The sequence below is a fragment of the Olleya sp. HaHaR_3_96 genome, from assembly GCF_019278545.1.
GTDB lineage: Bacteria > Bacteroidota > Bacteroidia > Flavobacteriales > Flavobacteriaceae > Olleya.
Genome location: NZ_CP058987.1, coordinates 3,696,086 through 3,709,294, shown reverse-complemented (window position 1 = coordinate 3,709,294; position 13,209 = coordinate 3,696,086). Strand labels below are relative to the sequence as shown.

The following is a 13,209-nucleotide window of genomic DNA, read 5'->3' as shown; positions in this document are numbered from 1 at the left end:
ATTATAATAAAAAAAGCCTTCAGATTGTTCTGAAGGCTTTTTTTTTAAGCTTCTGTTTCATTTTGAATAGACTCAATAATAGGTCGTGCTTTTTCCTCCTCGCTTTTGTGAACAAAGACTTCCGGAAGTCTTGCACCTGCAAAACCACTTAATCGACCAGATTCGTTTTCATCTTTAATCACTGGGTTAATTCCAATCTCTTCTAATCGTGATTTTATTAATTGAACGGTAATAAAATTTCCTTCAAAAATTTTTATATAGTCTGTCATATGTATTGTATTTATAGTGTTTACTAAAGATACAAAAAAATAGAGTATAAGTAAAGTGAAATAAAAGCTATGATTTTGTTAAAAAATCAAATTAGAAGCTCTATTAAGCTTGTTGGTAATAAAAAAGCCTTCAATTTAATTGAAGGCTTTTTTATTTTAATCTTGTTTTTTTAACTGTGTATAATTATAAAGGGCATACACACCATAACCAATAGAGGCTACTGATATAATTAATCTAAACGTATCTAACGTTGGACTAGCGGTGTAATGCTGGTATAATCTATAACTACCAAAACCAAGAAGTAATAGTCCTGTAAATAAATTATAAAGCTTGTTGTTTCTAAGTGATTCCATAATTATCTTAATTCTGCTCCAAGCTGACGCTCAAAATTATTTTGTAATTTATTCATGATTTTATCAACCACTTTATCAGTAAGTGTTTGGCGCTCGTCCATAAAAGTAAAACTAAGGGCGTAACTCTTTTTCCCTTTAGGTAAGTTTTTACCTTGGTAGACATCAAACAAGTTAACCTTTTTAAGTAATTGCTTCTCTGTCTTTTTGGCGATAGCTTGTAAACTGTCAAACGTAACATTGTCATCTAAAAGCAATGCAAAATCACGACGTACTTCTGGATATTTAGGAATAGCCGTAAACTTAATTTTATTACGCTTAGCAACTTCAATAATAGTGTCCCAATTAAAATCAGCATAAAACACGTCTTGAGTAATATCAAAATGCTTTGTTATTTTAGATTTTAAAACACCAAAGTTAACTAAAGTGTCTCTTCCAATTTTTAACTGTAGTCCTTCAGAAAACACATCACTTGTAGTCGCACTTTCTTGGTAACGTGAAATGCCTAGACGGTCTAGCGTACTTGCAATACTTCCTTTTAAGAAAAAGAAATTTGTTTTAGCCTGTGGTGCATTAGACCAGCTTTCTTCCGTTTTAAAACCAGTAATAAACAATGATAAATGCTTATACTCTTCACGTGTTCCATCGTAATCATGATACGTTTTTCCAAATTCAAAAAACTTTAAATTAGATTGACGTCTATTAATATTGTGACTTAAAGCTTCTAAACCAGAAAATAATAAACTTTGACGCATGACACCTAAATCTTGACTTAAAGGGTTTAACATCTCTACATTATGTGCTGCTTTTAACTGTTCTGTTAATGCTATATAATTGGCACTAGTTAACGAGTTAGCCATAATCTCGAACCAACCTTGAGCAGCTAATTGATTACCAACCACGTTTTGTAATTTATAATCTTCAAATCTTGATGCGTTTGATATTGACGCATTCAATTTAGAGTTAGTTTCAATATTATTATAACCAAAGACTCTTAAGATTTCTTCAATAACATCTGCTTCTCTTGTCACATCATTTCTAAATGCAGGAATAGTTAAGCCTAAACCTGTTTCAGTCACACTATTTATTTTTATATCTAAAGACGTTAGTATTGATTTTATAGTTTCCGTAGGGATTTCTTGACCAATTAATTTAGTCACCTTTTCAAAACTTAACCTAACTTGAAAGTCTTCAATTTTATTAGAATAGATATCAGTAATATTACTTGTAATTTCTCCACCAGCAATTTCTTGTATTAATAAAGCAGCACGTTTTAAAGCGTATTCTGTTATGTTAGGATCAATACCGCGCTCAAATCTAAAAGAAGCATCTGTATTTAATCCATGACGTTTTGCTGTTTTACGTACACTTACTGGATTAAAGTAAGCACTTTCTAAAAAGATAGTAGTCGTTTGAGCTGTAACACCAGAATCTAAACCTCCAAAAACACCAGCAATACACATCGGTTTCTCTGCATCACAAATCATTAAATCGTCTTCATGTAGCTCACGCTCCACACCGTCTAAAGTTGTAAATTTAGTTCCTGTTGGTAATGTTTTAACTTCAATTTTATTTCCATTTACTTTACTCGCATCAAAAGCATGTAATGGTTGCCCTAAATCATGTAACACATAATTAGTAGCATCTACAATATTATTAATAGGAGATAAACCAATAGCTTTTAGTCTGTTTTTTAACCATTCTGGAGAGTCTTCAACCTTTAATCCAGAAATAGTAACACCACAATATCTTGGTGCCAATTCTTTATTAAGGACATCAACATCAATTTTAAGTGTTCTACTATCGATATGAAAAGCACTAACACTTGGTGTAATTAACTCTATTGTGATTCCTTTTTGTTGTAATCCTGCTTTTAGGTCGCGTGCTGTACCATAATGACTCATAGCATCGGCACGATTTGGAGTTAATCCAATTTCAAAAACTTGATCATTTTCTACATCAAATAAATCGGCACAGGCAGTACCAATAATAGTATCTTCTGGTAATACTAGGATGCCATCATGAGATTTTCCTAAACCTAACTCATCTTCAGCACAAATCATCCCGTGACTTTCCTCACCTCTGATTTTTCCTTTTTTGATAGTCCAAGCTTCCCCTTCTTCAGTATACAGTGTTGTACCAATAGTTGCAACAGGTACTTTTTGTCCAGCAGCAACATTTGGTGCACCACAGACAATTTGTATGGGTTGTTCTTGTCCTATATTTACTGTTGTAACTTTTAATTTGTCAGCATTACTATGTTGTACGCAAGTTAAAACTTCGCCTACTATAACACCTTCTAAGCCACCTTTTACACTTTGGTAAAGGTCTAAACCTTCTACTTCAAGTCCTAAATCTGTCAGTAATTCGCTAGTTTGTTCTGGAGTCCAATCTGTTTTAATAAATTGTTTAATCCAGTTGTAAGAAATCTTCATTTTTATACTAATTAAGACCACAAATATAACAATACTTAGTAGTTTTTGTGATTTAAAAAACAGCTTTTATTTCATTTTTTAATGTCGGTAAATATTAAATATTTGGTTGGATTTCATTGGAAAAAGAGTATTACATCGGTTAAATGCGTGTTTAGGCGATAAATATTGGATTAGTGCTAGGTGCCTAAGTCTTTTGAAGCTGTTTCTGCGTAACATAGACAGTTACTAATTATTAAAATTTACGAATTATGAAGACTATTTTTAAAATAGCATTAGTTGTCTTATTGTTTTCAGCAACTTCTTGTAGAGATACAAAGAAGGATGAAGCAACACTTAAAGCAACTGAGCAAATTGAAACTATTGAGGTTGAAACTGATAGCATTACAAATGAATTAAAAGTTGAAGCTGAAGATTTAGAAAATGAATTAAACGAACTTGAAAACGAACTTGAAAACGAACTTGAAAACGAAACCGAAAAATAAAATGAGACATTTAAAAGTAATAGTAGTATGCGCTGGGTTATTTGTATTTAATAGTCAGCAGTCCCTTTTTGCACAAGTTGAAGTTAAAGAGGAAGTAGAGACAAAGGTTGGTGATAAAAAAGCTGAAATGCACGCCAAAAAAGAAGAGAAAAAAGCTGAGTTGCAAGAGAAGAAAGCGGAAATGCTGGACAAGAAAACAGACTTGAAAGATAAGCGCGAGGCCTTAAAAGGTGAAAAAGCTGAGCTTAAAGCGGAAATGAAAGGGGAGCGTGATGAAATGAAGGAAAAAATGAAAAACGCTACTGAAGAAGAAAAGGTTGAAATCAAAGACGCTATGAAAGAAAAGCAAATGGCTAAGCGTGTTGATTTAAACGAAAAACGCGAAGCACTTAAAGCAGCGCGTGAAGCTTATAAAGGAGATAAGGAAGCGTATAAAAAAGAACGTTTAGAAGTTGTTAAAGCTAGAATGACTAAAAGTAATGAACGTCTTACCAAAAGTGATAAGTTAGTTACAAACGGAAAAGAAAGATTAGCTAAGGCTAAAGCTAAATTAGAAGTGCAAAAAGCAGAAGGAACGGTAACAGAAGAGCAGATTGCAAAGCGTGAAGCAACATTTAAAAGAGTAGAAGAAAAATTAGCAAAGCATGAAAACTCTGTTAAAAGAAGTAAGGAACAAATAGAATTAAGAAAAGAAACGATTTCTAAGCTTGAAGAAGTAAAAGAATAAAGAGTACGCTTCAATTCGGTTAAAAAAAAGACATTGTTAACGCAATGTCTTTTTATTTGTAAGTATTTTGGCGATATTACGATTAATATTAAACTGAAATTAAGATTGTCATGCGCTATATTGTCCTATTATTGATTGCTATTACTTTATGTTCTTGTGATAAAAATGAAACTGAATTGTTAACATTTGGAAAGTATAGAGCGGAATTAAAAGTCAGTGATACAACATTTTTGCCATTCACTTTTAAAGTAAAAGACGCTAATACAGTAGAGATTTATAATGCTGAAGAAATTATTACTGTCGATGAGATTAGTTATAAAAATGATTCCGTTTATATTAAACTTCCTGTATTTGAAGGGATGCTAATCGCAAAAATTAAAGATCAAACTTTAAATGGTCGTTTTGTGGTTCCTGAAAAAGGAAGAGAACAAGCGTTTACTGCTTCTAAAAAAGAGACTAGATTTGATATTATTGGAACACCAAAAAGTAATATTACAGGGCAATGGGAAACGGTTTTTAGTCCAAATACTGACGCTGATAGATATGTTGCTAAAGGTGTTTTTAAACAAAAAGATAATGTCGTAACAGGTACTTTTTTAACCGAAACTGGAGATTATCGTTATCTTGAAGGTGTCGTTAATGGAAATCAATTAAAATTATCAACCTTTGATGGTGCCCATGCTTTTTTGTTTACTGGTACAGTAAGCGACAGTACCATAAATGGACAGTTTTATTCTGGTAATCATTGGAAAGAACCGTTTACGGCTAAACGTAATGACAATTATGAACTAGCAAGTGCAAACGATTTAACTTTTTTAAAGGAAGGTTACGATAGCTTAGCTTTTACATTCCCCGATACGGACGGTAATCTCGTTTCTTTAACAGATGATCGTTTTAAAAACAAAGTGGTAGTCGTTCAAATTATGGGAACGTGGTGTCCTAATTGTTTAGACGAAAGTAAATATTACACACAGTATTATAATGCTAATAAAGACAAGGCTATTCAGTTTGTAGCCTTAGCATTTGAATATGCTAAAACAGAAGAGAAAGCCTTTAGTTTTATTAAACGCTTAAGGGATCGATTAGATATTGCATATCCTATTTTGTTAGCACAAACAGGTACTACAAGTAAATCTAAAGCTAACGAGAAACTACCCATGCTAAATCAGATTTTAAGTTATCCAACGTCTATTTTTATTGATAAATCAGGTAAAGTACGTAAAATACACACGGGATTTAATGGGCCAGCAACAGGAGCTAAATTTACGGCGTTTAAAACAGAATTTACGGAGTTTATGACTCTGTTGGAAGCGGAGTAGGTCGCAGGGAAGTGATGCTTTGTTTTATTATTCGATAAGGTTTTTTAAACGCTACTGTTTTTAGTTTGCTTTATCTGACTTTTGTTTTGCCTGATTAGTATCGTTTTTACAACACGTAAGGAAAAAAAGAAACACTAGTAAAAGGGACGTGTTTACATTCTAGAGGAATTATTTATTGTAGTTATTTAAGGTGTTTTACTAAATATAACTATAATGCGTGCATACTTAGTAAGCTAGTGAATTATAAGATCTAAAAATGTCCATTTTGGTATACTTATTTAGAAAACAGGTAAAGTCGTTTAGAAAGAATAATAGGAACTTTGCTGCATGAAAAAGATATCAAACCTTACAATTTTTACTTTATTATTGGTCAGCAGTTTAACTATTATGGTAGGGACGGTCATTGCGCCTTCACTTTCCGGTATTGTCGGACATACCAATTTTAGTTTATCACCAAGTTGGCTAATTACATTGCCATCTTTAGGTGTTGTTATATTTGCGCCCCTAATCGGACGTTTATTACCTAAGTTTGGTAATTTTAAACTCCTTTGTTTGGGCCTAGTGCCTTATGGTATTTTGGGTGTTATTGGCGCTTTTATTACCAACGATTACCTCTTAATTGTTGATCGATTTTTATTAGGTGGTGCAACCGTTGCTATTCAAGTCTCTGTTACTGCTTTTATAGCCGAATTATTTACAGGAGAAAAACGGTTAAAAATGATTGCTTGGCAAGTGATGTCTATAGAATTTGGAGGTGTTGTTTTCTTAGCCTTAGGAGGGGTTTTAGGGCAAATTGACTGGCAATATCCTTTTTATATTTATCTAACCGCAATAGTCTGCTTAATCTTAGTTTTAAAAGCATTACCAAAATCAAAATCTAAAATAGAAAATGAAGCTATTATAATAGCTACGAAAAAGAATAGTAAATTGAAGGTGCAACTTATTTTTTTAGGTGCTTTATTAGCTATGATGTTATTTTTTGTAGGTTTTGTTACGTTACCGTTGTACTTGCCAGAAACCTTTAGATTTAGTGCGTCTGAAACTGGGTTTTTAATGGCCTTTATTTCATTAATTACTATTGTAGTGGCTAGTCAAATGCCTAAGACAGTAAAGCTATTGGGAGAAGGAAAAACGGTAACCGTCGGTTTTTTATTTTTTATGCTTGGGTATACCGTTTTAGCTATGGCGATTAATGTTCCGTTTTTAATACTAGCAGCAGTTTTTATTGGAGTGGGATTTGGTTTGACTATTCCGTTATTAAGCCATATGATGGTAGAAGTCAGTACGCCTCAAAATCAAGGTAAAAACTTAAGTTTACTCTCTATGGGGATTTTTGGAGGACAATTTTTATCCACTTTTATAGAGTACGTGTCTACCAACTATACGGCAGTATATAGTGTAAGTGCTAGTTTAGCATTAATAATAGCTGTTGTAATGTATTATAGGTTTCAAAAGTTATCTAAATAATAAGGTTGGTTAATTTCTTCTTACATTTGAAAAATACTTAAAATGTAAATGAATACCAATCATTGGAATACTAAAATTCAGATTGTGGAACAGTTTGATGGTAGCACTAAGATGTTATCAGAGAATTCTATGGGGATTTATATTCAGTCTGAAACTAATGATGCTTTATTGGTTCATTTTAAGCCATTAAACCAAAAATTTAATCATAAGGTTTTTAATACAAACGCTGGTGTTTTATTAAATTTTGAACGTGATCTTATTGATGAAGATGATATCGAGTATGCTTTGGATGTCTTCGCATTATTTAATAAATTCCCTGAATTTTATATAAAGCAAAAAGAGGAAGTCCTTCAAATTCAGCAATTAATTAATTGGCTTAAAGGCGAGTTTTACAGCGAAACCACCTCTTACATCATGCTTAAAACATTGCTTAAAGTTTTGTTATTGCATTTAATACGTTTTCAGAATGCTGGCTTTTTGAAACAAGATTTAAATCAAAAAAGGATCTTTCAGTTTTTAGAATTAATGGAGACTACTTTTTTATATGAAACGACTACAGAATATTATGCGACTCAATTAGGGATTAGTAGCAAACGTTTAAATCAGGTTTTAAAAGAAAAACTTAACTGTACTGCAAAACAGATTATACAACAACGTCAAATTACGGAAGCTAAACGTAGCCTTGTTAAAAGCGATAGTACGACTAAAGAGATAGCATTTCGGTTAGGTTTTGACTCGATAAGTAGCTTTTCTAGGTTTTTTAAGAAAAACGTAGGCGTTAGTCCTTCTGTTTTTAAGACGGAACATTAAAGTGCTTTTATTTTAGAAGTCAATTAAATCATGAGATGGAAAGACTATGATGTTATTAATAATCAAAATTATTTAGATAAAAAAAAAGCCTTTTTAGGTGGGATATCTATTATTAATAACGCTACTGTTTTTAGTTTGCTTTATCTTCCTCATGCACTTTATCAATCTTCCAACCATTTTTATCTGCTGATAAATCAAAAGATTTAAGCAATTTTGTTTTTGGATTTTTATACTGAATTAACACCGTAATCGATAAACTATCTAATGACTTTGGAGTGTCATTAAAAACAAGATATGGTTTAGATTCAATTAGATGTTTTTCAAGTTTTATGTTTTTGTGTAAGAGGCTATCGTCTAACTGAAAAAGTTCTCCTTCATTACCTGGGTTAATCCATAAAATGGTAACATTATGATTCTTTTCAAACATATTAATAAATTCTTGATGGTCTAATAATGTACCATATTTTTCATAGAATGTATGTAATCCTTTTTCTTTTAATCCTTGGTTATAACTAATCTTAGCGGTACCACAACCAAAGACTTTAGTTCTGTTTTGAACAAGTATCGTGTCCGTTAAACCATTTATTCTAATCGTATTGAAAAATGTTTTATACGGGGAATGCACAATACTTTGCAGTGCTGTGTTAGTCTTATTTAAATTATTTACAATGGTATCCGATTTGTTTTTTGAGCAACCGGTTGATAGTATAAAAATAGATAGGAATAATAGGTTTTTCATCGTTTGTTAATTTAAAAAAGAGAAATGAGCCATTCGCAAAATGTATCACAACAACCGCCCATTTGACAATGAATATAGGAAATGGGTATTAAGAATAGCAAAAGAAAAGGCACATTTGTCCAGGCGATTTTATATTGTTTTCGGCGAAGTCTATAAATTAAGTCAATGATAAAACCAATAAGTAAAATCGCTAGTATAAAAAATAAAAGTATTGCTAATCCCAAGCCAACGTCACCTTTATGTAGTTTTTTATTATTTTCGGCAATAGAATACATACTAAAAAAGTATAAGCATACAAGAGGAATGGCTATGATTAAAACTCTTTTTATAAAATGTATAAATAGGTTCATTGAGTTGTTTATCAATACAATTAGAGTATTGTGACCGTGTTATGGGTGATCTTTATTTCTTTTTTTGAGGGATGTCCCATTCAACATCATACTTTTCGAGGTAGTCCTCAATAGGATTTAAATTAATGTCTTGTCTTCTTTGATTAACATATTCGGGGTCAGAAATATCATAAACTCTCATTTTAAATTCATCGGAATACGGGTCAGGACCTAGTATAGTGCCATAGACTTGTAATTTTCCATTATAAACTAATAAGCCGTCTATTAATGTGGCATAATTAAAAGGATTAGATTCTCCTTTTAAAACAGACGTTTTTATGATTGATTTGTATTTTGTTTTTATGGAATCATGAGCAAAATTAATAATCAAACCAAAGTTGTTGTTAGCAGTCTTACCAACTTTAGGTATAGAAAGCCATCCATGTTTCTGGATGACTTGATTTACAAATAGACCACATGCGTTAGATAAATTAGTACGATGTGTAATGGCAGCCGTTTTGCCATCTCGAATTGAGGTAAAGTGTTTAGGTGTTGCTTTATCTCGGCTATTTATTTTGTTAATTATTTTTTTTAACTGCAGCTTGAGCGAGTCGATTGTTTTATGTTCTGGTGTTATATTTATATCATTTTGAGCCGTCCCTAGTATTGAAAAAGATAAGAATAGTATTAATAGATATTTATTCATCATAAGTCTTTTAGTATTGCTATATTTTGGATAAAATCAAGTTTCAGAGTTGTGTTATCCGATCTTAAGTTAGTTTTATATAATTTCATCACGATTTAGAGAAAACACATGTTCTCCAATTTGATTTAGTCTTTCAATAATGTCAGCACTTCCATTATCAATAACGTGTTGTCTTTCTTTTTCTGAAATAGGAACCATCCAGAGCAGATTTATTTTTGAATGTCTATAGTCTTCAATTTCTGATTGCGGTAGGACATTCAGTTTATTTGTTAGTATTACATAGTCAAATTTTGTAGAGTTAAAAGGATTAAAGTTGAGGGTATGACCTTCTCCTAAAAACGTGATATTGTCCCAAGGAAGAGAAGATTGCCCGCTAATCCATTCTCCCATCTCTTGTATGTCCTTGTCTGTAAAAGTGGAATCTAAGATAATTCCAAGTTCAATTCTGTTTGTTTCAAACCTATTGTCTGTATACATTTCGACAGCAGGCATCGGCAGTAACGAAAGTCCAACAGTCGCAAAAACAGTTTTAGAGGTTCCTTGTCTTAGATAGAGGCCTTTTGGAGGCCATTCATTACCATCAATAGCATAATATTTATCTTGTTTTCCAAAGGCTTTGTCGTAAGCATCAAGTAGTAGTGGTTGTTGACTATTAAAAGGGTTTATATCTAAGTCCCATGCATTCCAAAATTCTTGAGCTTTTGAAATACGATCATACATTTGATTAGAGTCGGAAAGCTCCCATGCAAAATCACCATGTCCTTTAGCAGCTCTCGCGTACCCTAAAAAATCACCTTGCCCAGCCCAACTAGGAATAATAGCAAGAATTTCTCCATCTGATAAAAGTGCTGCTGCATCACCTTCTTCTAACCAAATAATACTTAGTTTATCTGCTTCTAGTTTTTCTTGACCTTCAGGGAATTTACAATACTGTTTGGTTTGCATTGGAGAGATTCCTTTTTCCATTAATGCTTTTTCCTGTTTATCTGGAGCATCCTTTAAATTTCTGACCCAAGAACATTTTACTCCAAAATTAGAATTTTCTGGTCCCCATAAATAAAAATACACCACACGATTGTCTTGTTCTACTATGGCAGTTATTGGACAGGAAGGCGAATTTTGTTCTAGTAAGATTTCTGCCTCTTGAAATACTTCTGTTTTGTTAGAAAAAAGATTTTTTATAAAACTCATTTGTTTTCTTTTAATTGATTTTGATTTTTGAATCAGGCATAGGGCGATAGAATAGGGTAAGTGGTTAATTAAAGAAAACAGAGCCTAACTACCTATATTATTACAATACGCATTAAAGAGAATCTATAGATGCTATATTTTTGAACATTTACCTGTATTTAGATCTGCTAAACTAGGGTTGTAGTTATTATATTTAATTTCAAAATTGTCTTTTGATTCTGCTTCAGTATTTACACTGTTTTTAAAAAGGTTTTTAATGGCACAGTAGTTCTCTAATTTTAAATTATTTCTGATACTTAAGCTACCAACACTTTTTAAATGCTCAAAACCATCAAGATTTGGTAATGCTTTATTATCGGCTATATGTAATTCGCCTCCTATTTTAGTTATGTTTTGTAAGGCGACTAATGATACTAAACTATTGTTTGACCAAATGTCTAAATAAGCCCCTAATGTTTTTAAGTTTTGTAGTCCGTCTAAGTTTTCTAAAGCATCATTACCTCTTATTAAAGCGCCTTTATTGATGCTTTCTAAATGTTCTAACCCTTGTAAAGTGGTCAGGCTTTTATTGTCATTAATGATTAATGTTTTTATGCTAGTTATTTTTTCTAAACCTTTTAATGTTGTTAATTTTTGATTCCCAGAAATTTTTAGAGCTTCTCCAATGGACTTAATTTGTAATGCGGCTATGGTTAACAATTCATCATTATCATCAATAGTTAAATGTGTTGTTACGGTTGTTAGTTGTTCTAACCCTTCGCAACTGTTTAATTTACTATTTAAAAACACCTCAAATTCACCAACGGTCTGTAAATTGGTTAAGCCTTTAAAAGAAATAAGTGCTGTGTTATGAGCTATTCTAAAGTATTCTTCTACCGTTTTTAAATTATTTAATCCTTCTAAATTTTCTAAACAGATATTTGCTAAAACTTCTATGTTAGCAACTTTAACAAGCGCTTCTAATCCTTTTAAAGATTTCAGTTTTAAATTACCAATAATATATAAACCTTTTGATATGGTTTTAATTTTAGAGAGTGCTGTTAGTGTTGTGATATCACTACCATTGGTTTTGTCTCCAATAATAAGAGTCCCTTTTATATCGGAAATGTGTTCTAAAATTCCTCCTGCACTTAAGGCTTTATTTAGGTCATCTTGATTTTTTAAATGAATATCCCCAGTATACGTTTGCGCATTTATAGTGCTTAAAAAAAGTATGCTAAAAAAGAGGAATAGTGTCAAAAAAGCTGTTTTTCTTTTAATGAAGCCGGCTTTATTGTAAACTATTTGAGTTTCTATTGTTTTCATTTTGTGATATTTTATAGGATGAATGTAGTCATTTTAAATGTATCATGCAGATGGCGTCCAGTGTTTAAATCTCCCAATGTGTAACATAATGTGCTATTGATTTTGCTTCAAATTCTTTTAGAAATAGCGAATTAGCTTGATAAGTTTGTTCTCTAGGTAAAATATATTCTTATGGGTGTGATTTTTAATGAGGATAGTTTTTATAGTGTATATCGTTTAAATTTTTGTTCAAACCTATTTTCCAGAAAACCATTCTGCAAAAAGGTGTCAGTAAATTCCCAAATCAAATCTAAAACATCGTCGTCTTCTTTTATTATGCCTTGTCCTTCATTTTCTTGAATTTCTCCCTCTGAATAAATGTATTTTCTGTCTAATTTTCCATTAGTATATTTTTCGAAATAGTAGGTGTCTGATACATCAGAAATCATGAATTGTATAATATCTGTCTCAAAAGTTGAAATGTCATAAATCTGACCGAGTTCGGTAATTATTAACGTCCCTGTTTTTGTTTGTAAAATGTCTACAGTGTTATCGTCCCGGAAGCTGCTTGTTGCTTCTTCAAAACTAACCATTTTGTAAAAAGCGATATTACTTTCTAAAAGCGTATTGATTTGAGTGTTATCTGTTTGACCTTTTATTAATAATCCCGCAATGTTAAATCCCATATTTTTATTTTTTTGAATTTAGATATTCTTTAATTGTTCTTGTGTATAATGTACGATGAGTTTGTTGTTTAGGATGTTGCATTAATTTTACTTGAGGTCTTATTGATGGATTGCCAGAAGTCTATGTCCAATTTTCATGTAGTCTGATTTTTCCGTTTGCCATGACTTCAGGTTTAGATTGGCATACACTTGTCATTAATTCGCCTTTTACATTAATCTGATTGTAGCGCATATCTATACATTCTTTTTGATCCACGATCCCTATTAAATGTCCTTCTACAATTTGTTCATCGCTATACTTGGCTGTCAAAATAGGCTCATTTTGCTTATATTTAAAAACGGTTTCCGCGGAGGTTTCTGCGTGGTCAGAATTGGTAACGGGATTAAAATTTTTATTGTGATAGTTCATTCTGA

General features: G+C 31.8%; 14 protein-coding genes. 5 read left to right on the top strand and 9 right to left on the bottom strand.

All coding sequences use genetic code 11. The annotated features are described in order from the left end of the window. Window positions 1–44 precede the first annotated feature (44 nt). The 3 genes from H0I26_RS16325 to pheT form a co-directional block, all read right to left on the bottom strand. Window positions 45–269: a DUF2007 domain-containing protein gene (locus H0I26_RS16325; protein ID WP_101019370.1), complete on the bottom strand. Its 225-nt coding sequence runs from the start codon at window positions 267–269 to the stop codon at window positions 45–47. A gap of 156 nt (window positions 270–425) precedes the next feature. Further along, the gene (locus H0I26_RS16320) at window positions 426–623 is read right to left on the bottom strand and encodes a hypothetical protein (protein WP_101019368.1); all 198 of its coding nucleotides are present in this window, start codon (window positions 621–623) and stop codon (window positions 426–428) included. Window positions 624–625: 2 nt separating this feature from the next. Continuing rightward, window positions 626–3,055 carry a phenylalanine--tRNA ligase subunit beta gene (gene pheT, locus H0I26_RS16315; RefSeq protein WP_218700016.1) on the bottom strand — a complete coding sequence of 810 codons (2,430 nt, stop codon included), beginning with the start codon at window positions 3,053–3,055 and terminating at the stop codon, window positions 626–628. 248 nt (window positions 3,056–3,303) lie between these two features. Between pheT and H0I26_RS16310 the strand changes: the two genes are divergently transcribed. The 5 genes from H0I26_RS16310 (at window position 3,304) to H0I26_RS16290 (ending at window position 7,860) form a co-directional block, all read left to right on the top strand. Beyond that, entirely contained in the window at window positions 3,304–3,537 is a 234-nt protein-coding gene (locus tag H0I26_RS16310) for a hypothetical protein (protein ID WP_218700015.1), read from the top strand. Window position 3,538: 1 nt separating this feature from the next. Beyond that, window positions 3,539–4,264, top strand: a complete 726-nt coding sequence (locus tag H0I26_RS16305; RefSeq protein ID WP_218700014.1) for a hypothetical protein — start codon at window positions 3,539–3,541, stop codon at window positions 4,262–4,264. Window positions 4,265–4,374: 110 nt separating this feature from the next. Next, window positions 4,375–5,583 carry a TlpA disulfide reductase family protein gene (locus tag H0I26_RS16300; RefSeq protein WP_218700013.1) on the top strand — a complete coding sequence of 403 codons (1,209 nt, stop codon included), beginning with the start codon at window positions 4,375–4,377 and terminating at the stop codon, window positions 5,581–5,583. A 327-nt stretch (window positions 5,584–5,910) separates the two neighbouring features. Beyond that, window positions 5,911–7,050, top strand: coding sequence for an MFS transporter (locus tag H0I26_RS16295; protein WP_218700012.1), 1,140 nt, complete (start codon window positions 5,911–5,913; stop codon window positions 7,048–7,050). Window positions 7,051–7,098: 48 nt separating this feature from the next. Beyond that, window positions 7,099–7,860: a helix-turn-helix domain-containing protein gene (locus H0I26_RS16290; RefSeq protein ID WP_218700011.1), complete on the top strand. Its 762-nt coding sequence runs from the start codon at window positions 7,099–7,101 to the stop codon at window positions 7,858–7,860. Window positions 7,861–7,990: 130 nt separating this feature from the next. On the opposite strand, the gene H0I26_RS16285 is transcribed toward H0I26_RS16290, so the two are convergent. From H0I26_RS16285 to H0I26_RS16260, 6 genes are all read right to left on the bottom strand, one after another. Continuing rightward, window positions 7,991–8,599: a hypothetical protein gene (locus H0I26_RS16285; RefSeq protein WP_218700010.1), complete on the bottom strand. Its 609-nt coding sequence runs from the start codon at window positions 8,597–8,599 to the stop codon at window positions 7,991–7,993. 402 nt (window positions 8,600–9,001) lie between these two features. Beyond that, window positions 9,002–9,637, bottom strand: coding sequence for a DUF6624 domain-containing protein (locus H0I26_RS16280; RefSeq protein WP_218700009.1), 636 nt, complete (start codon window positions 9,635–9,637; stop codon window positions 9,002–9,004). Between the two features lie 72 nt (window positions 9,638–9,709). Continuing rightward, window positions 9,710–10,825, bottom strand: a complete 1,116-nt coding sequence (locus H0I26_RS16275; RefSeq protein WP_218700008.1) for a suppressor of fused domain protein — start codon at window positions 10,823–10,825, stop codon at window positions 9,710–9,712. 132 nt (window positions 10,826–10,957) lie between these two features. After that, window positions 10,958–12,130, bottom strand: coding sequence for a hypothetical protein (locus H0I26_RS16270; RefSeq protein WP_218700007.1), 1,173 nt, complete (start codon window positions 12,128–12,130; stop codon window positions 10,958–10,960). A gap of 200 nt (window positions 12,131–12,330) precedes the next feature. Further along, window positions 12,331–12,795: a hypothetical protein gene (locus H0I26_RS16265; protein ID WP_218700006.1), complete on the bottom strand. Its 465-nt coding sequence runs from the start codon at window positions 12,793–12,795 to the stop codon at window positions 12,331–12,333. 121 nt (window positions 12,796–12,916) lie between these two features. After that, window positions 12,917–13,204, bottom strand: coding sequence for a n-acetylglutamate synthase (locus H0I26_RS16260; protein WP_218700005.1), 288 nt, complete (start codon window positions 13,202–13,204; stop codon window positions 12,917–12,919). Window positions 13,205–13,209: the final 5 nt, after the last annotated feature.